Origin of the sequence: Pseudomonas sp. N40(2020), from assembly GCF_014472415.1 — a bacterium.
Classification (GTDB): Bacteria; Pseudomonadota; Gammaproteobacteria; order Pseudomonadales; family Pseudomonadaceae; genus Aquipseudomonas.
In genome coordinates this window covers 1-19,488 of record NZ_JACSZV010000005.1, presented here as the reverse complement: position 1 = coordinate 19,488, position 19,488 = coordinate 1, and the positions used below count along the sequence as shown (strand labels likewise).

15 protein-coding genes and 1 rRNA gene are annotated in these 19,488 nt (G+C 58.8%); 7 read left to right on the top strand and 9 right to left on the bottom strand.

Translation table 11 applies throughout. The features are described from left to right. Positions 1 to 348: 348 nt before the first annotated feature. On the bottom strand, positions 349 to 786 hold the full coding sequence (locus tag IAI51_RS05260) for a hypothetical protein (RefSeq protein WP_187677518.1): 438 nt from the start codon (positions 784 to 786) through the stop codon (positions 349 to 351). Between the two features lie 103 nt (positions 787 to 889). Between IAI51_RS05260 and IAI51_RS05255 the strand changes: the two genes are divergently transcribed. After that, positions 890 to 1,327 carry a universal stress protein gene (locus IAI51_RS05255; protein WP_187677517.1) on the top strand — a complete coding sequence of 146 codons (438 nt, stop codon included), beginning with the start codon at positions 890 to 892 and terminating at the stop codon, positions 1,325 to 1,327. Between the two features lie 72 nt (positions 1,328 to 1,399). Here the strand turns inward: IAI51_RS05255 and IAI51_RS05250 are convergent, their stop codons facing one another. Then, positions 1,400 to 3,310, bottom strand: a complete 1,911-nt coding sequence (locus IAI51_RS05250) for an ATP-binding cassette domain-containing protein (protein WP_187677516.1) — start codon at positions 3,308 to 3,310, stop codon at positions 1,400 to 1,402. 214 nt (positions 3,311 to 3,524) lie between these two features. Here IAI51_RS05250 and IAI51_RS05245 point away from each other — a divergent pair, with 214 nt between their 5' ends. Then, positions 3,525 to 5,453, top strand: coding sequence for a transglycosylase SLT domain-containing protein (locus IAI51_RS05245; protein ID WP_187677515.1), 1,929 nt, complete (start codon positions 3,525 to 3,527; stop codon positions 5,451 to 5,453). 68 nt (positions 5,454 to 5,521) lie between these two features. On the opposite strand, the gene IAI51_RS05240 is transcribed toward IAI51_RS05245, so the two are convergent. Next, on the bottom strand, positions 5,522 to 7,303 hold the full coding sequence (locus IAI51_RS05240) for an ABC transporter transmembrane domain-containing protein (RefSeq protein ID WP_187677514.1): 1,782 nt from the start codon (positions 7,301 to 7,303) through the stop codon (positions 5,522 to 5,524). A gap of 257 nt (positions 7,304 to 7,560) precedes the next feature. Between IAI51_RS05240 and IAI51_RS05235 the strand changes: the two genes are divergently transcribed. Continuing rightward, positions 7,561 to 7,740 carry a PA1571 family protein gene (locus IAI51_RS05235; RefSeq protein ID WP_187677513.1) on the top strand — a complete coding sequence of 60 codons (180 nt, stop codon included), beginning with the start codon at positions 7,561 to 7,563 and terminating at the stop codon, positions 7,738 to 7,740. A gap of 65 nt (positions 7,741 to 7,805) precedes the next feature. Here the strand turns inward: IAI51_RS05235 and pdxB are convergent, their stop codons facing one another. Further along, positions 7,806 to 8,948, bottom strand: a complete 1,143-nt coding sequence (gene pdxB, locus IAI51_RS05230; RefSeq protein WP_187677512.1) for a 4-phosphoerythronate dehydrogenase PdxB — start codon at positions 8,946 to 8,948, stop codon at positions 7,806 to 7,808. Positions 8,949 to 9,107: 159 nt separating this feature from the next. Here pdxB and IAI51_RS05225 point away from each other — a divergent pair, with 159 nt between their 5' ends. Beyond that, positions 9,108 to 10,517 (top strand): MATE family efflux transporter, encoded by a 1,410-nt coding sequence (locus IAI51_RS05225; protein WP_187677511.1) that lies wholly within the window; start codon positions 9,108 to 9,110, stop codon positions 10,515 to 10,517. Between the two features lie 45 nt (positions 10,518 to 10,562). Here IAI51_RS05225 and tusA read toward each other — a convergent pair whose 3' ends face one another. Both tusA and rlmM read right to left on the bottom strand, forming a co-directional pair. After that, positions 10,563 to 10,814, bottom strand: a complete 252-nt coding sequence (tusA, locus tag IAI51_RS05220) for a sulfurtransferase TusA (RefSeq protein ID WP_007953079.1) — start codon at positions 10,812 to 10,814, stop codon at positions 10,563 to 10,565. A gap of 50 nt (positions 10,815 to 10,864) precedes the next feature. Beyond that, complete coding sequence (gene rlmM / locus IAI51_RS05215) at positions 10,865 to 11,935, bottom strand: 23S rRNA (cytidine(2498)-2'-O)-methyltransferase RlmM (RefSeq protein ID WP_187677510.1); 1,071 nt, start codon at positions 11,933 to 11,935, stop codon at positions 10,865 to 10,867. A gap of 223 nt (positions 11,936 to 12,158) precedes the next feature. On the opposite strand from rlmM, the gene acnA reads away from it, so the two are divergent. Next, the gene (acnA, locus tag IAI51_RS05210; protein WP_187677509.1) at positions 12,159 to 14,900 is read left to right on the top strand and encodes an aconitate hydratase AcnA; all 2,742 of its coding nucleotides are present in this window, start codon (positions 12,159 to 12,161) and stop codon (positions 14,898 to 14,900) included. A 288-nt stretch (positions 14,901 to 15,188) separates the two neighbouring features. Here acnA and IAI51_RS05205 read toward each other — a convergent pair whose 3' ends face one another. Further along, positions 15,189 to 15,698 carry an SRPBCC family protein gene (locus tag IAI51_RS05205; protein ID WP_187677508.1) on the bottom strand — a complete coding sequence of 170 codons (510 nt, stop codon included), beginning with the start codon at positions 15,696 to 15,698 and terminating at the stop codon, positions 15,189 to 15,191. A gap of 132 nt (positions 15,699 to 15,830) precedes the next feature. Between IAI51_RS05205 and IAI51_RS05200 the strand changes: the two genes are divergently transcribed. Further along, complete coding sequence (locus tag IAI51_RS05200) at positions 15,831 to 16,235, top strand: lysozyme inhibitor LprI family protein (RefSeq protein WP_187677507.1); 405 nt, start codon at positions 15,831 to 15,833, stop codon at positions 16,233 to 16,235. Between the two features lie 111 nt (positions 16,236 to 16,346). Continuing rightward, the gene (locus IAI51_RS05195; RefSeq protein ID WP_187677506.1) at positions 16,347 to 17,087 is read left to right on the top strand and encodes a hypothetical protein; all 741 of its coding nucleotides are present in this window, start codon (positions 16,347 to 16,349) and stop codon (positions 17,085 to 17,087) included. Positions 17,088 to 17,094: 7 nt separating this feature from the next. Here IAI51_RS05195 and mrdA read toward each other — a convergent pair whose 3' ends face one another. Together mrdA and rrf are read right to left on the bottom strand one after the other, a co-directional pair. Beyond that, the gene (gene mrdA / locus IAI51_RS05190) at positions 17,095 to 18,987 is read right to left on the bottom strand and encodes a penicillin-binding protein 2 (protein WP_187677505.1); all 1,893 of its coding nucleotides are present in this window, start codon (positions 18,985 to 18,987) and stop codon (positions 17,095 to 17,097) included. Between the two features lie 221 nt (positions 18,988 to 19,208). Further along, positions 19,209 to 19,324, bottom strand: a 5S ribosomal RNA gene (rrf, locus tag IAI51_RS05185). Positions 19,325 to 19,488: the final 164 nt, after the last annotated feature.

Below are 19,488 nucleotides of genomic sequence, written 5' to 3'. Positions count from 1 at the left end.
TTGGGTACGTCACCTTCACGGAATTTCCAACAATTGTCAATCGCCCAAAATACGGGTTGAAATGCGACTTTGCGGTCATTTCCGTACCACGAAGACCAGCAACACGCGTCTGCATGTGCAGCCATTCATAAGATCAATAGTTAGAAAAGTCGCCCTAATTCGCGGCAAGCCTTGTTTAACAGGCTACGCTGGCAGGACTACAGAAAAATTTGCTGACTTACCGACGTTACTTCAGTGAAAAAAGAGTTACCGGCCTGCCTGGCCAACCCAGCCCGATGAATGATGTCGGGCTTTTTATTGCTCGTCTGCCGGACCCTTCGCACCGTTGCAGTGCGAAAACTCCGCGAGTCATGCCAGCGCTTTCAGTGTGGCGTCGATTTCCTTCAAAACCGTCGCCTCGCCCTTCTCGCCCCAATACAAAGCAATCATCTGCTTGTCCGCCTCCACCTTGAAGACGTTGGCCGGCAATTTTTCGAAATGATTGAGCAACGCCCCATCTTCGCAGACTTCTTGCCACTGATTGACCCACACGCCCGGCGATTTCTGCCAGTACGTCCAGCACGCCGGCTGATTGCCACGGCGCGGCCGATGGTACTGCGCGCACGGGCTCGGCGGCTCTTGCGACAGCCAGTGCGGCCATTCCTGAGGTGCCAGTTGCATGGCCAAGCCGATGCGCCGAGCCTCCATGCGCAGGGCGATGCGGCCACTCTGCGCCCGCGATGGGCGCAACCACGCCAGCGGGCTCAATACCACCAGCAGGATTGACACCACTATCCAGACCGTCATATCTGTACTCCCGAATCTTGATGAGCCCATTGCGTCACTTTGGAACCAATGCGCTTGAAACCAGCCATACTTACCAATATTGAAACCTCAGGAGGAGCACCTCATGCCCTACCACCACATCCTGGTCGCCGTAGATCTGACCGAAGAGTGCGACCCTGTCATCCACCGCGCCCGAGAGCTGTCGGTGAGCAACGGCGCCAAGCTGTCACTGGTACACATTGTCGAACCGATGGCCATGGCTTTCGGCGGCGACGTGCCGATGGACCTGTCACAACTGCAACAGCAGCAATTCGATCAAGCCAAGGAACGCCTTGAGCGCCTGAAGCTCAAGTACTCCGAACTCGAAGGTGCCAACTGCCACTTGACCTACGGCCAGCCGCGCCAGGAAATCCACCATTTCGCCAAGGAAAAGACCTGCGACCTGATCGTGGTCGGCAGTCACGGCCGGCATGGTCTGGCGCTGCTGCTCGGCTCGACCGCCAACGATGTACTGCACGGCGCGCCTTGTGATGTGCTGGCGGTGCATCTGGTCAAACGCTAAACCCTTCGGCAGTTCCTGCAAAAAGCCCGGCCTCACGCGAATGAGGCCGGGCTTTTTTTATTGCCGGATCAATCAGGCATCCAGCTCGGCCCAGCGCTCCACCAGAGCATCCAGTTCGGCCTGCAACTGCTCAAGCGATGCAATCACCTTGGCGGTTTCGGCCGCAGGGCGCTGATAGAAACCACCTTCAGCCATTTCAGCTTCAACCGCTGCGATTTGCTGTTCCTTGGCGTCGATGTCGCCTGGCAAGGCTTCCAGCTCGCGCTGCAACTTATAGCTGAGCTTCTTCTTGGCTGCCGGAGCAGCGGCTGCCGGCGCGGGCTCGGCAGTTACCACCGCCGAATTCAGATCCGCCTTACCCGACTTGCTTTCGGTCACGCCCAATAGACGCGGCGAACCGCCCTGACGGATCCAGTCCTGATAACCACCGACGTATTCACGCACCTTGCCTTCACCTTCGAAGACCAGTGTGCTGGTGACCACGTTGTCGAGGAATGCCCGGTCGTGGCTGACCATCAGCACAGTGCCGTTGAAGGTCAGCAGCACTTCTTCGAGCAGCTCGAGGGTTTCCACGTCGAGGTCGTTGGTCGGTTCGTCGAGGACCAGCAAGTTCGCCGGCTTGCTGAACAGTTTGGCCAGCAGCAAGCGCGCACGCTCACCACCCGACAGCGCCTTGACCGGCGTGCGGGCACGCTGCGGGCTGAACAGGAAGTCGCCGAGGTAGCTCAGTACGTGGCGGCTCTGACCGTCGATATCGATGAAGTCGCGACCTTCAGCGACGTTGTCGATAACGGTTTTTTCCAGATCCAGCTGATGACGCAACTGGTCGAAGTAAGCCACGTCGATGCGCGTGCCCTCTTCCACTTTACCGCTGGTCGGTTGCAGACCGTTGAGCATCAGCTTCAACAGGGTAGTCTTGCCGGTACCGTTGGCGCCAAGCAGACCGATACGGTCGCCGCGCTGCAGAACCATCGAGAAATCCTTGATCAGGAACGGGCCGCCCGGATGAGCAAAGCTCACGTTCTCGAGCACCATCACCTGCTTGCCGGATTTGTCGGCGGTATCCAGCTGAATGTTGGCCTTGCCGGTACGCTCACGACGCTCGCTGCGCTCGACGCGCAATGCTTTTAACGCACGTACACGACCTTCGTTACGGGTGCGGCGCGCCTTGATGCCCTGACGGATCCACACTTCTTCCTGGGCCAGACGCTTGTCGAACAATGCGTTGGCAGTGGCTTCGGCAGCGAGCTCGGCTTCTTTGTGCACGAGGAAGCTGGCGTAGTCGCCGTTCCAGTCGATCAGACCGCCGCGATCCAGTTCAAGGATGCGCGTGGCGAGGTTTTGCAAGAAGGAACGGTCGTGCGTGATGAACAACACGGCGCCCTGGAAATCCTTCAATGCTTCTTCAAGCCAGGCAATCGCACCGATGTCCAGGTGGTTGGTTGGCTCGTCGAGCAGCAGCAGATCCGGCTCGGACACCAGCGCCTGCGCAAGCAGTACGCGACGACGCCAGCCGCCGGACAGTTCGGCGAGGGTCTTGTCGGCCGGCAGTTGCAGGCGGCTCAGGGTGCTGTCGACCAGAGTCTGCAAGCGCCAGCCGTCACGGGCTTCGAGGTCGTGCTGGACGTGCATCAGCTTGTCCAGATCAGCGTCGGTGACGATGTTCTGGCTCAGGTGATGGTACTCGGCGAGCAATGCGCCAACGCCGTCGAGGCCTTCAGCCACCACGTCGAACACCGTCCGCTCGTCGGCCACCGGCAATTCTTGCGGCAATTCGCCGATTTTCAGACCGGGGGCACGCCACACCGAGCCGTCATCGGGCTTCTGGTCGCCCTTGACCAGTTTCATCATGCTGGACTTGCCAGTGCCGTTGCGGCCGATGATGCACACCCGCTCACCACGGGCGATCTGCCAGGACACCTTGTCCAACAACGGCATCGCGCCGAATGCAAGGGACACATCGCTGAATTTGAGCAGGGTCATGAGCTTCTCCAAAAACCGGGGGCGCATTCTACCTGAGATAGGGCTTCAACAGGCCGGCAATTTGTCTGTTGAAGCACTCTGCACAACATTTGTTGCGAACTTGTGCTGCGAGGCCGGCAAAGCTTTCGCCGCTTGCTGGCAAAAGGCTAAGCTACAGACAATTCAGTGCTGATCCTTGTCGGCACTTGTCATGATTTCTCTGCCCGGATGTCTCATGCGCAGTCGCCTTCTCAGTGTTTTGTCCTGTTTGCTACTTACCGCCACTGCCGTTCAATCCGCCCAGGCGGTGGACCTGTCCACCCAGCGCCAGTATTACGATGAAGCCAAGCGCGCGCTGGCCAAGGGCGATACCGGCCCGTATTTCCGTTACAGCCAGGCTCTGGCCGACTATCCGCTGGAACCGTATCTGGCCTACGACGAACTGACTGCGCGCCTGAAAACCGCGAGCAACGCGGAAATCGAGAAATTCCTCGCCGAACACGGCGACCTGCCCCAGGCCAACTGGATGAAGCTGCGCTGGTTGCGCTGGCTCGCCGACCGTGGTGACTGGGCGACCTTCGTCAAGTATTACGACCCCAAACTCAACTTCACTGAGCTGGACTGCCTCAATGCGCAGTACCAGATCACCCACGGTAAAAAAGCCGAGGGCTACGCCAATGCCGACAAGCTCTGGCTGACTGGCAAATCGCAACCCGCCGCGTGTGATGCGCTGTTCGGCATCTGGGCCGCCGACGGCCAGTTGACCGAACAGAAACGCTGGGAGCGCACCAAACTTGCGGCTCAGGCGCGCAACTATCCGCTGGCCAACAGCCTGGTCAACGGCCTGACCACCCTCTCCCCGCGCGGTCGTTTGCTGGTCGATGTGGCGCAGAAACCCGAGCTGTTGAATCAACAGTCGCGCTTCACCCCGGCCGATGAGCCGATGTCCGACGTGGTCAGCCTTGGCCTGCGCCGCCTGGCCCGTCAGGATCCGGAAAAGGCCATGGCGTTGCTCGACGGTTACGCCAGCAGCATGCATTTCTCCCGCGATGAGAAAGTCGCGATCGCCCGGGAAATCGGCCTGACTCTGGCTCGGCGTTTCGACAGCCGCGCGCTGGACGTGATGACCAAATATGATCCGGAACTGCGTGACAACACGGTATCGGAATGGCGCCTGCGCCTGTTGCTGCGCCTGGCCCGTTGGGACGACGCTTATCAACTGACCCGCCGCCTGCCGCAGGATCTGGCGACCACCAATCGCTGGCGCTACTGGCAGGCACGCAGTCTGGAACTGGCGCAACCGCAAAACCCGGAAGCACAGACGCTGTACAAAGGGCTCGCCCGAGAACGTGATTTCTACGGTTTCCTCGCGGCCGATCGCTCCCAATCCCCGTACTCGTTGAACAATAAGCCATTGGTGCTCAGTCAGGCGCTGATCAACAAGGTACGCAATACGCCGGGCGTGCGCCGCGCGCTGGAATTCCATGCCCGCGGGCAGATCGTCGACGGTCGCCGCGAGTGGTATCACGTCAGCCGCCACTTCAACCGTGACGAAATGGTCGCCCAGGCCAAACTCGCCTACGACCTGAAGTGGTATTTCCCGGCGATCCGCACCATCAGTCAGGCGCAGTACTGGGACGATCTGGATATTCGCTTCCCGATGGCCCACCGCGAAACCCTAGTGCGGGAAGCCAAGGTTCGCGGCCTGCATTCGAGTTGGGTGTTCGCCATCACCCGTCAGGAAAGTGCCTTCATGGACGACGCCCGCTCCGGCGTCGGCGCCAGCGGCCTGATGCAATTGATGCCCGGCACCGCCAAGGAAACCGCGCGCAAGTTCAGCATTCCGCTGGCCTCGCCGCAGCAAGTGCTCGATCCGGACAAGAATATCCAGCTCGGCGCTGCTTATCTGAGCCAGGTGCACAGCCAGTTCAACGGCAACCGCGTACTCGCTTCCGCCGCCTATAACGCCGGCCCCGGCCGCGTACGTCAGTGGCTACGCGGCGCTGATCACCTGAGTTTCGACGTGTGGGTGGAAAGCATCCCCTTTGACGAAACCCGCCAGTACGTGCAAAACGTGCTGTCTTATTCGGTGATCTACGGCCAGAAGCTCAATTCGCCGCAACCGCTGGTGGATTGGCATGAACGCTATTTTGATGATCAGTGATCGACGACGGTTCGATTAAACGAAAATGCCCGCATTGAGAAATGCGGGCATTTTTTATGGGCCGCCAACTAGTTGGTTGTCGCGTGCTGGCCATCACTGAACTGCAATGACGCCAGCCGTGCATACAAAGGGTTGCTCACAATCAATTCCTGATGCGTACCGATTGCCACGAGCTTGCCCTGATCCATCACCGCAATCCGGTCGGCATTCTTCACCGTGGCCAAACGATGGGCGATGACCAGTGTGGTGCGGTTGTGCATCAGGCTCGGCAAGGCTTGCTGAATCAGGTGTTCACTTTGCGCATCAAGGGCGCTGGTAGCTTCGTCGAGTAGCAAGATCGGCGCGTCAACCAACAACGCCCGGGCGATAGCCAACCGCTGACGCTGGCCGCCGGAGAGTCCGAGACCGCCATCGCCCAAATGGGTCTGGTATCCGTCGGGCATCTGCTCAATAAAGTCGTGAGCATGAGCAATCCGCGCCGCCTCCTTGACTTGCTCCAGGGTCGCCGTCGGACAGCCATAACGGATGTTCTCTTCCACGCTGCCAAAAAACAGTGCCGGCGTTTGTGAGACCAGGGCGAAACAGCGACGCAGATCCAGCGGATCAAGACTCGTCAATGGCACGCCATCGAGCAGAATCCGGCCTTGGCCGGGATCGTAGAAGCGCAACAGCAAGTCATAAACCGTGGATTTACCGGCACCGGACGGCCCCACCAATGCCAGGGTTTCGCCTGCCCTGACCGTAAGATTCAAACCGTCGACGGCGTAGCTTTCTGGCCTTGAAGGGTAGGAAAACCTTACATCCTGCAGCTCCAACTCGCCCCTCACCCGCGCAGGCAACGTCACCAATCCGGACGTTGGCGGCTGGATAATATTTTCCGAGCGCAGTAATTCGGCAATCCGCTCGGCGGCGCCGGCCGCGCGTTGCAGCTCGCCAATCACTTCACTCAGTGTGCCAAAAGCGCTGCCGACAATCAGGCTGTAGAAGACGAACGCGGCCAGTTCACCGGCAGAAATCCGCCCGGCTATCACGTCCATACCGCCGACCCACAGCATGACCGCCACGGCACCCAACACCAGCACGATGACCAATGTGATCAGCCATGCCCGCTGGAAGATTCGTTTTCGCGCCGTTTCGAAAGCCTGTTCGACAGTGGTGGCGAAGCGCTGCTCGTCCTGCACCTGATGGTTGTAGGCTTGCACGGTTTTGATCTGGCCGAGGGTTTCGGAAACGTAGCTGCCAATGTCGGCAATCCGGTCCTGGCTCAGCCGCGACAGGTTACGCACGCGTCGGCCGAAGATCAGGATCGGCGCGATCACCAATGGAAGGGCGATAACAACGATGCTGGTAAGTTTTGGATTGGTGATAAACAGCAACACCACGCCGCCGATGACCATCAGCAGATTGCGCAGAAACAGCGAAAGCGACGAGCCGATCACCGATTGCAGCAATGTCGTATCAGCGGTCAGGCGTGACTGGATTTCCGAGCTGCGGTTGTCCTCGTAGAACCCCGGATGCAGGTACACCAGATGGTTGAACACCTGTCGACGAATGTCCGCCACACAACGCTCGCCGATCCACGACACCCAGTAGAACCGGGCAAATGTACCCACCGCCAGACCAAGCACCAGCAGCATGAACAGGCCAATGGATTGATTGAGCAGGTGCGGCGACTGGGTCATGAATCCCTGATCGACCAGTAGTTTGATGCCCTGCCCCATCGACAGAGTGATACCAGCGGTGAGGATCAACGCGAGCAGCGCGCCGAAGGCCTGCCAACGATACGGCGCAAGAAAATGGCTGGTCAGGCGCAGGGCGCGCCGGTGCCTTGAGGAAAGCATCGAGATCATTCGGGTTCACATCTGTGCGGATGAATAGGGCCAACCTACAAGCTCAATGGGGTGGAACTCTGTAAATCACAATGAGTCAGGTTAAATATGCCCCCAAAGACTAGGCCATAGTTGCTATTGGTCTAAAGTCCCGGTTGAGACGAGCGGTCATTTCTGTTTGAGTGGAGATGCCGCCGCCGACAGACCGCAGGGAGTTGTCACAGCCCGGTCACGTGGGGGTTTTAACCTAGGCGCACAACCTGATGAGGAGACAGGCCATGTCCTTGCAACAAAGCAGCGAAGACAAGATTGAAGTGATCCGCACCAAGCCCGGCCAGACTCTGGGTTGCTCGATTATCGATAAGGATGGGCGCGAAGTACCGATCACTGAAGATATGATCCAGGACGCCTGCCGCGAACTGGATAAGCGATTGGTCAAGCCTGCCGAACAAAAGTGATATAGCCACCGTCTTCCTGACCCGGCCCCTTTGGCCGGGTTTTTTCTGTCTGCCAGTACGCTGGCTTAGATTGCCACCGCGCCAAGCGCAGCCACAATCTGCTGCAACACTGGCGAATTCCCGTCGATCCGCACTTTCAGCCCTTCAATCTCGCGCCGAACCGGGTACTGCTTGCGCAACACATCAAACGCCGCACGCTGCTCGCCGACATTGCCTACAAGGCTGCGACGAAAATCTGCGTCATCCCGGCGCGGGTCGTACACGCCACGGCACAACATCGCCAACGCCCAAGCCGGATCGCTGTCAGCATGCAAGGTTACTTCCGACAACCAGGGTGCTGGCAGTAAGTCAGTGAGCTGGATGCTTGCAGGCACACCGATGAAGTCGCAGTAAGCCTGATAGATCTGCGCTGTGCCGCGCTGTTTGCCGTCGAGGCTGTAACCGGCAATGTGCGGTGTGGCCAGGACGCAGAGATCAGCCAGTGACACGTCGACCTCGGGCTCGGCTTCCCAGACATCCAGAACCGCTTGCAGGTCTTCGCGCTCCAGCAGCACTTTGCGCAGTGCAGCGTTATCAACCACCGGACCGCGTGCGGCATTGATCAGCCACGCGCCGGGTTTGAGTTGCTGCAAGCGTTGCTGATCGAACAGATGCCACGTCGCGCCGTCACCGCTGCGGGTCAGTGGCGTGTGCAGGCTGATCACATCGCACTGCTCGATGATTTGCTCCAGGCTGACGTAATCGCCACCTTCGGCAGCCTGACGTGGCGGATCGCAGACTTTCACGTTCCAGCCCAGGCCCTTGAGGACATTGATCAGACGACCGCCCACTTCACCTGCGCCCACCACACCGAAAGTGCGTTGAGTCAGATCAACACCTTCGATTTCGGCGAGGGTCAGCAGACTGCCGAGCACGTAATCGACCACGCCCCGGGCGTTGCAGCCGGGCGCGCTCGACCAGGCAATGCCGGCCTCAGCGAAATACTCCAGATCCAGATGATCGGTGCCGATGGTGCACGTCCCCACGAAGCGCACCTTGCTGCCTTCCAGCAACGCACGGCTGACATTGGTCACGGAACGCACCAGCAACACGTCAGCCTGCTCGACCGTCGCACGGTCGATGGAGCGGCCCGGTACCCGGCGGATCTCGCCGAAACCTTCAAAAAAGGCATCGAGCAGCGGAATATTTTCGTCGGCAACAATCAGCATGGCGGGCTCCTTGGGCGGATCGGCAGTTTAGGTGCAGATGCACGGTTGGGCCAGCAGGCTTTGTGATTACAAATCCGCAACAGAGGATTTTTCCTGACCAAAGCGTCAGCGGCGTAGAATGCGGCGCCCTGCGCATCAATCTCCGTGGACGCTTTGCCTGTGAATTCTGTAACTGACCAACCTGTCGCCGTCTCCCTGACCCGCCCCGCGCGGATTCGCCTGGAGTTCAAGAACCTGCTCGCCCTGGCGTTGCCGATCATCATCGCGCAACTGGCAACCACGGCCATGGGCTTCGTCGATGCAGTGATGGCCGGTCGCGTCGGACCGAAGGATCTGGCGGCCGTGGCACTGGGTAACTCGATCTGGGTGCCGGTGTTCCTGCTGATGACCGGCACCCTGCTGGCAACCACGCCAAAAGTCGCCCAGCGTTACGGCGCCGGCACCCATAGCGAGATCGGCCCGATCGTGCGTCAGGCGTTGTGGCTGGCGCTGGTGGTCGGACTAATCGCGACCACCATGCTGGTTGCCGCCGAACCGGTGCTGCACCTGATGAAAGTCGATCCCGAGCTGATCGGCCCGTGCATGCAGTATTTGCACGGTATCGCCAGTGGTCTGCCGGCGGTGGCGTTCTACCACGTACTGCGCTGCTTCAGTGACGGCCTCGGTCGTACCCGCCCGGCGATGGTGCTGGGCCTGTGCGGGCTGGCGCTGAATATCCCGCTGAACTACGTGTTCATTTATGGTCACTTCGGCGTGCCAGCCATGGGTGGCGTTGGCTGCGGCTGGGCCACGGCAATTGTGATGTGGGTGATGGCGCTGGGCCTGGCCGGTTACGAGCGCTGGGCACCGGCTTATCGTTCGAGCGAACTGTTCAGCCGCTTCGACTGGCCGCAATGGGCGGTGATCAAGCGTCTGCTGGCAATCGGTCTGCCGATCGGCATCGCAGTGTTTGCCGAGTCGAGCATCTTCGCGGTGATCGCGCTGCTGATCGGCAGCCTTGGCGCTACCGTGGTGGCCGGGCACCAGATTGCGCTGAACGTCAGCTCACTGGTGTTCATGATTCCCTACTCGTTGGGCATGGCCGTGACCGTTCGCGTCGGTCAGGCTCTCGGTCGCGAAGAACCACGCGAGGCGCGTTTCGCCGCAGGCGTCGGCATGGGCACCGCGCTGGCTTATGCCTGTCTGTCGGCGAGCATGATGTTGCTGCTGCGTGAACCGATTGCGGCGATCTACACGGCTGATCCGACGGTGATTCACATCGCGGCGATGTTGATTGTGTACTCGGCGTTGTTCCAGTTTTCCGATGCGATCCAAGTGACCGCCGCCGGTGCCCTGCGGGGTTACCAGGACACTCGGGTGACGATGATCTTGACTCTGTTCGCCTATTGGGGCATCGGTCTGCCGGTGGGTTATGCCCTCGGCCTGACCAACTGGCTCGGCGAACCGCGTGGTCCGAGCGGCTTGTGGCAGGGTTTGATCGTGGGTCTGAGCTGCGCGGCGCTGATGCTGTCGATCAGGCTGACACGCAGCGCACGCAAGCGCATTCGCATCAGTCGTTCGTTGGGCTGATCAGCCATAAAAAAAGACCTGCATTTGCAGGTCTTTTTTTGTCTGTCAGCCGGACTTCTTGCGAATCCAGTACAGGTAAGTACCGGCCTCTTCGTGCTGCCCCACTAGTTCGTGGTCGAGAAACACACAGAACTTGGGAATGTCGCGGCGAGTCGAGGGATCAGTGGCGATCACCTTGAGCAGTCCGCCAGGCACCAGATCACGGATGTGCTGGTGCAGCATCATCACCGGCTCCGGGCAATTGAGGCCGGTGGCGTCGAGGGTGCCGTCGACCGGCGTGTCGATCATTTCACTCATGATTCACTCCTGAAACTGGCCGGCATTGTCGCGCATTGCCGGGTGTTCGGTCATCTTTTGGTCTTTTTCACATCGTGCCGGCGCAGGTGGCAGGTCACTTCCTCACGGTCGTGATACAGCTGTTTGCAGCCGATATCGACCTTGATCCCGCGCGCCTTGAAACCATCGGCGATGCGCTCAAGCAGGCGCTTCACCTCGGCATAACGCTGCTTCATTGGCAATTTCAGGTTAACCACGGCTTCGCGACAATGGCCCTCGCCAATCCACTCTTCGAGCATCGCCGCGTTACGCGCCGGTTTCTCGACGATGTCGCAAACCATCCAGTCCACCGGTTGCTTGGGCTTGAAGGTGAAGCCGTCGGCCATCAAGTGCTGCACCAACCCCGTGTCCATCAGGCTTTCGGCCATCGGGCCGTTGTCGATGGCGGTCACCAGCATGCCGCGATTGACCAGTTGCCAGGTCCAACCGCCCGGCGCTGCGCCCAGGTCGACACCGGTCATGTCACTGTGCAGACGGTCTTCCCACTGGTCACGCGGGATGAAGTGATGCCAGGCCTCTTCCAGCTTCAGCGTCGATCGGCTCGGCGCTTCACGCGGGAACTTCAAACGTGGAATGCCCATCGGCCACATCGCCGAGTTACCGGCGTCGGCCATGCCGAGAAACACTTCGCGACCGCTTTTGAACGTCAGCAACAGACGCGGCTTGCTGGCGTCATCCACCAGTTTGCCGGCGCCGGTCAGGGCCTTGCGCAGCGGGCCTTCGAATTTCTTGCAGAAATTCGACAGTTCCTTGCCGTCGTTGGTGTCGACGACTTCCAGCCAGAGGCTGCCGCACACCGGGAATTCGGCCATGTTCGCGAGGATCACGCTGATCCGGTCGGTTTCCGGCAGATCGATGAAGACGCCACGCGCCCATTGGCGCGGGAAGATCAACTCGGCGAAACGCTGACCGCGCATCAGGCGCTCGGCGCCGTCTTCTTCGGTGCAGACAAACTCGGCGCACGCGGTGGCCGCTTTGGCCTTGGCGTAGCCGGCCACGTTCAACTGCGCCGCGAGGTCGGAAATCTCCGAACAGACTTCGCCTTCGAAGCCGGGCCGGCAATGCATGAATAGGGTGTTCATTCTTACTCCTGGGCAGAGGACGATTATTCGCCCTCTGCGCGATGCTCAGGTCTTGCGTTGCAGCAAAGCCTGTCACGAAAACCGGCGCATGATAGCCGAAGTCGGAACCTTGGACTTGCCCATAGAGTCCAGTTATTAGCCAGCTACTGAAAACAGGGCTACGTTGTTAGCTCTGCCCGTCCCCCTAAATCCGTAGCCGTGCGGATTCAAAGGAGTGATTGTAATGCCGTCCCTCGATAGCCTGAAAACCCTCAAGACCCTGCAGATCGACGACAAGACCTACCACTATTTCAGCCTGCCTGATGCCGCCAAGAGCCTCGGCAATATCGACACGCTGCCGATGTCGTTGAAAGTCCTGCTGGAAAACCTGCTGCGCTGGGAAGATGAAAAAACCGTCACCGGCGCCGACCTCAGGGCAATCGCCGCCTGGCTCAAGGAGCGTCGCTCCGACCGGGAAATCCAGTACCGTCCCGCCCGCGTGCTGATGCAAGACTTTACCGGTGTTCCTGCCGTGGTCGACCTCGCTGCGATGCGCGCCGCCATGGCCAAGGCTGGCGGTGATCCGCAGCGAATCAATCCGTTGTCGCCGGTGGATCTGGTGATCGACCACTCAGTGATGGTCGACAAATTCGCTACCGCCAGCGCTTTCGAACAGAACGTCGACATCGAGATGCAGCGCAACGGCGAACGTTACGCTTTCCTGCGTTGGGGCCAGAGCGCTTTCGACAACTTCAGCGTGGTGCCGCCGGGCACCGGGATCTGCCATCAGGTCAACCTCGAATACCTCGGCCGCACCGTGTGGACCAAGGACGAAGACGGCCGCACCTATGCCTTCCCCGACACCCTGGTTGGCACCGATTCCCACACCACCATGATCAATGGCCTCGGCGTACTTGGCTGGGGCGTCGGCGGGATCGAGGCGGAGGCGGCGATGCTCGGGCAACCGGTGTCGATGCTGATTCCGGAAGTGATCGGTTTCAAACTGACCGGCAAGCTCAAGGAAGGCATTACCGCCACCGACCTGGTGCTGACGGTAACGCAGATGCTGCGCAAGAAAGGCGTGGTCGGCAAATTTGTCGAGTTCTACGGTGATGGCCTCGCCGATCTGCCGCTGGCCGACCGCGCGACCATCGCCAACATGGCGCCGGAATACGGTGCGACGTGCGGTTTCTTCCCGGTCGATGACGTGACGCTGGAGTACTTGCGCCTGTCCGGACGGCCGCCGGAAGTGGTGAAACTGGTCGAGGCTTATACCAAGGCTCAGGGCCTGTGGCGTCTGCCCGGTCAGGAGCCCGTATTTACCGACAGCCTGTCGCTGGACATGGGCAGCGTTGAGGCCAGTCTTGCGGGGCCGAAACGCCCGCAGGATCGCGTTTCATTACCGAATGTCGCCCAGGCCTTCAGCGACTTCCTCGATTTGCAATTCAAGCCGACCAGCAAAGAAGAAGGACGCCTTGAAAGTGAAGGTGGCGGCGGCGTGGCCGTGGGCAACGCCGATCTGGTCGGGGAAACAGAGTACGAATACGAAGGCCACACCTATCGCCTGAAAAACGGTGCCGTGGTCATCGCTGCGATCACCTCTTGCACCAACACGTCCAACCCGAGCGTGATGATGGCCGCCGGGCTGCTGGCGAAAAAAGCCGTGGAAAAGGGCCTGACCCGTAAACCGTGGGTCAAAAGCTCGCTGGCACCCGGTTCGAAAGTGGTCACCGATTACTACAAGGCCGCCGGACTGACGCAGTACCTCGACCAGCTCGGCTTCTCTCTGGTCGGCTATGGCTGCACGACCTGCATCGGTAACTCCGGGCCTTTGCCCGAGCCGATCGAAAAGGCTATTCAGAAAGCCGATCTCGCCGTCGCCTCGGTGCTCTCCGGCAACCGCAACTTCGAAGGCCGGGTGCATCCACTAGTGAAAACCAACTGGCTGGCATCACCGCCGCTGGTGGTGGCTTATGCCTTGGCCGGTACTGTGCGTACCGATATCAGCAGCGAACCGCTGGGTAACGATCAGCAGGGCAATCCGGTGTACTTGCGTGATATCTGGCCAAGCAGCAAGGAAATCGCCGACGCGGTCAGTCAAGTCAACACCGCGATGTTCCACAAGGAATACGCCGAGGTGTTTGCCGGTGACGAGCAGTGGCAAGCCATTGAAGTGCCGCAGGCGGCAACCTATGTGTGGCAGGACGACTCGACCTACATCCAGCATCCGCCGTTTTTCGACGATATTTCCGGCCCGCTCCCGGAGATCAAGGATGTCAAAGCTGCGCGGGTACTGGCGCTGCTGGGCGACTCGGTGACCACTGACCACATCTCCCCCGCCGGCAACATCAAGGCCGACAGCCCCGCCGGACGCTATCTGCGCGAAAAAGGTGTGGAGCCGCGAGACTTCAACTCCTACGGCTCACGTCGCGGCAACCATGAAGTGATGATGCGCGGTACCTTCGCCAATATTCGCATCCGCAACGAAATGCTCGGCGGCGAAGAAGGTGGCAACACCCTTTACATTCCCACCGGCGAGAAAATGCCGATCTACGACGCGGCCATGCGTTATCAGGCATCGGGAACGCCGCTGGTGGTGATTGCCGGACAGGAATATGGCACGGGCTCAAGTCGGGACTGGGCAGCCAAAGGCACCAACCTGCTGGGCGTCAAAGCCGTGATCGCGGAAAGCTTCGAGCGGATCCACCGCTCCAACCTGGTGGGCATGGGTGTGCTGCCATTGCAGTTCAAGCTTGATCAGAACCGCAAGAGCCTGAACCTGACCGGCAAGGAGACCTTTGAAGTTCTGGGCCTGAGCGGCGTCGAACTGACGCCACGGATGAACCTGCCCCTGGTGATCACCCGTGAAGACGGGCGCCAGGAGAAAATCGAAGTGCTGTGCCGGATCGACACCTTGAATGAGGTGGAGTACTTCAAGTCGGGCGGGATTCTGCATTATGTGTTGCGGCAGTTGATCGCTTCGTAAACCTGTCGAGGCACAAACACCGCGATCCGGCGGTGTTTGTGTTTAAGCGCAGCACTTTTCTACAGACGAAAAAAAACCCGCCGAAGCGGGTTTTTCCCAAGACCATTATCGACTCCCTGTCGGCAGCGATCCTTGCAGATGGTCGATCATCCCTGATCCTGAAGCACTCCCTGTGCTTCAGTTGATGTGTGTAGATTACGCGCTGGATCCAATCGGCAATAGTCGCAATAGCTACCATCGCGTGTAAGACATTCGCCATAGCAGCCCTTCCGAAAACCCTTAGACGTGTCAGTCATCGAGCGACGAAGCGTCACTGTCTTCGCGCAGACGGGCCTTGGCGCTTTCGGCGAGAAAGCGCTCGAGCCTGCTCAATTGCTCTTCCCAGCCACGGCTGTCCATGTAATACGCCTCTTTCTGGCGGATATCGGGAATATGGGCAAAACCCGATTCGGACACCGTTAGCAACGTGCCATCCTCGTAATCCTGCAGATCGAACTTGACCAGCGTCGTCGGCTCCTGGGAATAGTCGATCTTCGGATTGACTGCATACGGATGCCAACGGAATGAAAACAACTGCTGCGGCTCGACCCGCTCGACCAGCACATTCCACAGCACATGTTCATAACCCGGATATGTGACCTGACCTTGTGTCCATTCACCGGCAATAAAACGTCTGCCCTCCAGCGCCACGCCAAACCACTGGCCGAACGCCTCGGCATCCACCAGCGCGCGCCAGACATGCGATCGTGGCGATTTGAGCGTTATCTTGCGTTCAAAGCTGTTAGGTACTGGTTTCACACGTCACCTCCTGTTCTGAACACTAGGCTTGTATGACCACATGTCCAACCTGAAGTTGTATCAAACGGCTGCCCGGTACTCTGTTTAGTCCGGCTACACTGCTTGCTCTTTAACTTTAAATGAGCATTTCTTATGTCCCCACGCCTGCTCCTGGCCCTGACGCCATTTCTCTTCCCGGCCCTCGCCCACGCCGCCGTCGACTGCGCCAATGCCAGCGACCAAGCAACCATGAACCAGTGTGCCGGCCAGGATTACAAAGCGGCGGACAAAGAGTTGAATAAGGTGTATCAGCAGATCACCGGTCGTTTGAAGGACAACCCGGATGGCAAGAAGCTGTTGGTGAATGCGCAGCGGGCGTGGATCGGGTTTCGTGATGCCGAGTGCAAGTTTTCGTCGTCCGGCGTGACAGGCGGGAGTGTTTATCCGTGGGTTTACAGCAATTGCATGACGGCTGTGACCAAGGTGCGAGTCGAGGCGCTGAAGCAGTATCTGAAGTGTGAAGAAGGTGACATGAGTTGCCCGGTTCCCGGGGCATGATTTTTGAAATGCCTCCGACACACTCAGTAACGCTCACTGTCGCCCTATAACTAAAGGCAAGCCTCTAATCGCCGATAAAGGGCTGACAACCAACGATCAGGGAATGACGAAATGGCGATCTCTTTAAACTCTGCTTTTATCCAGCCATCAGCCTTTGAGCTGAGCAAAACAGCCCAACCATTGACAACAGCGTCGCTCAGCGAAGACCTCAAAAAGACGGCGGTCAACCTCAATCCGGCAGCCGTTTATCATCCCAGTGATGAAGCACAGACAATCAGCCCGACCATGGAAGCGATCGATGTCTGGCTCGGCCGATCCCAGGCAGCTGACTTCCCTCAAATTGCCGAACAGCACAAAAACGCCCACGAATCGCTGAAACTGGCGTTTGAAGACTTCAAATCGGCCTTGAGTTACACCTTCCCGGATATCGCCAACAAGAAATTCGGCTTTACTGTTGAAGCCGATGGCAACCTCAAAGCGCTGAACCCCGACAACGAGCTGAGCGCTTCAGACATGGATCAACTCAACTCACTGCTCAATGCCTCAGGCGCATTGAAAACGGCGGCACTCAGTTATCGGGACACGTCCATCGAGTTGGTCGCGGCGGATGCCGGATGGGGAGGCAGCCATTTGGGCAAGTACAACCTGACCAAAGAAAACTTCGCCAACACCATTGATATGGCAGCCCTTTTTCTGCCCAAGGGCAAGGCGCCCAGCGCTGAAGCCATAGACGGCCTTTTCTCGCATCAGTTATGGCGCAAAGGTGAGCTGGGCACGCCGGCCTCGGATGCAGCCATTGTGGCCGCACGCGATGCCGCAATCGATGCCAAAAGAATCGATGAGAAGGTCTGAGTCCCGACTAAACGTGCGGATCACCCGGCGCCTTGCTCGGCGCCGCGTATTGCGGCTTGAGATGGCCATCCTGATCGAGTAACCAGGCGTCCATGATCTGCCTCACCACGGGACCTGCGACACGACCACCCGCCTCACCGTTTTCGATCATCACCGAAATCGCGATCTTCGGATGCTCAGCTGGAGCGAAACCGACGAACAAGGCGTTGTCGCGGTGGCGTTCCAGCGTCTTCTCGCGGTTGTAGCGCTCGCCTTGCTTTATCGCCACCACCTGCGCCGTGCCGCTCTTGCCGGCTATACGGTATTGCGCACCCGCTGCTGCCGCCCGGGCAATGCCGCGCGCATCGTGCATCACCATCTGCATGCCATGGTTGACCTGCTCCCAGTCGCGCGGATCCTTGAGCAGGATGTTCGGCATCGGGTGCTCGTCGACAGGTGCTACGCCATCGACGGTCTTGGCCAGATGCGGACGGTTCCACACACCTTTATTGGCAATCAGTGCGGTGGCTTGAGCCAGTTGCAGCGGCGTCACCTGCATATAACCCTGACCGATGCCGAGGATGACTGTTTCGCCGGGGAACCAAGCCTGTCGCCTTGTGGCACGCTTCCAGGCTTGGGACGGCATCAGCCCGGGAGATTCTTCAAACATATCCAGCGAGACTTTCTCACCAAGACCGAACATGGCCATGTAGTCGTGCAGGCGATCAATGCCCAGTTTGTGCGCAAGGTCGTAGAAGTAGGTGTCGTTGGAACGCATGATCGCGGCGTCCATATCTACCCAGCCGTCGCCGCTGTGGTTCCAGTTACGGTACTTGTGATCGAAGTCCGGGAGTTGGTAATAGCCCGGATCGAACACGCGGCTCTGCGGCGTGACCACGCCGGCATCTAGGCCGGCGATCGCCACTTCCGGTTTGATAGTCGAGCCCGGCGCGTACAAGCCACGCAGCACGCGATTGAAGAGCGGTCGGTCGATGGAGTCACGCAGCGCCGAATACTCCTTGGAGCTGATGCCGGTGACGAACAGGTTCGGGTCAAAACTCGGATTGCTGACCATGGCCAGCACTTCCCCTGTGGACGGGTCAAGCGCCACAACTGAACCACGACGATCACCCAGCGCGGCCTCGGCTGCTTCCTGCAGTTTGACGTCGAGACTCAGGACGATGTTTTTGCCTGGCACCGGGTCGGTGTGCTTGAGCACGCGCAGTACTCTGCCTTGCGCGTTGGTTTCAACTTCCTCGTAACCGACGTGACCGTGCAGTTGTGCTTCGTAGAAGCGTTCGATACCGGTTTTGCCGATGGACTGGGTGCCACGGTATTCAACCGAGTCGAGGGTCTTGGATTCTTTCTCGTTGATCCGGCCGACGTAGCCTATTGAATGGGCGAAGTGCGCACCAAAAGGGTAATCACGGACGAACTGCGCTTCGACATCAAGGCCAGGCAAACGGAATTCATTGACCGCTAACACGGCAATCTGCTCTTCGGTCAGTTCGTAAAACAGCGTCACCGGCGTGAATGGATGCCGAGACTGCTTCATAGCCTTGTCGAACACGGTGCGATCTTCTGCTGGCAGATGCAGAAGATTTATAACCTCATCCAGCTCCTGATTCACATCAGTCGCGCGTTCACGAGTGATGGTCAGGTTGTAACTGGGACGATTGTCGGCCAGCAGCAAGCCATTGCGGTCGTAGATCAGCCCGCGTGTCGGCGGGATTGGCAAGACGTGCACCCGGTTGTTTTCAGAGATGGTCGAGTGATAGTCGAATTCCACAACTTGCAGAATGTACATGCGAACGACGAGGGCACAGCTGACAGCGAAGACGAACAAGGCGCAGGCGATCAATCGCGTGTTGACCAGACGCGTCTCTTTTTCGTGATCTTTGATCGGGATTGGCTCTGGCATTTCTACAGCAACTCTTTGACATAAATGAGTGCCGATCCGTGGGCATGACATCAGTCCGTGAAAAAACGAGCTGCACCATACCAAAACTACCCGGTCACTTCAGAACGATTTTCCCAGCGGTAGCTGTTGCGATGGTTTGATGTGGCTGACGCGAGCAAAAAACTTTCCTGCGGGCAAAACAAAACCCCAACTGCTTTCGCAATTGGGGTTTCGGAATTTAATCTTGACGATGACCTACTCTCACATGGGGAAACCCCACACTACCATCGGCGATGCATCGTTTCACTGCTGAGTTCGGGATGGGATCAGGTGGTTCCAACGCTCTATGGTCGTCAAGAAATTCGGGTACTGAGTCGCGGCCGGCTGGCCTCGCCTCAGCAAATTGGGTATGTGACAGCTGTCGGTGTTTTGTGAACATCGAACTTTCGGTTCGTTTCGTCTTCACACACCGCAACTTGGCCTTTCGACGCAAATTGCTTGGGTGTTATATGGTCAAGCCTC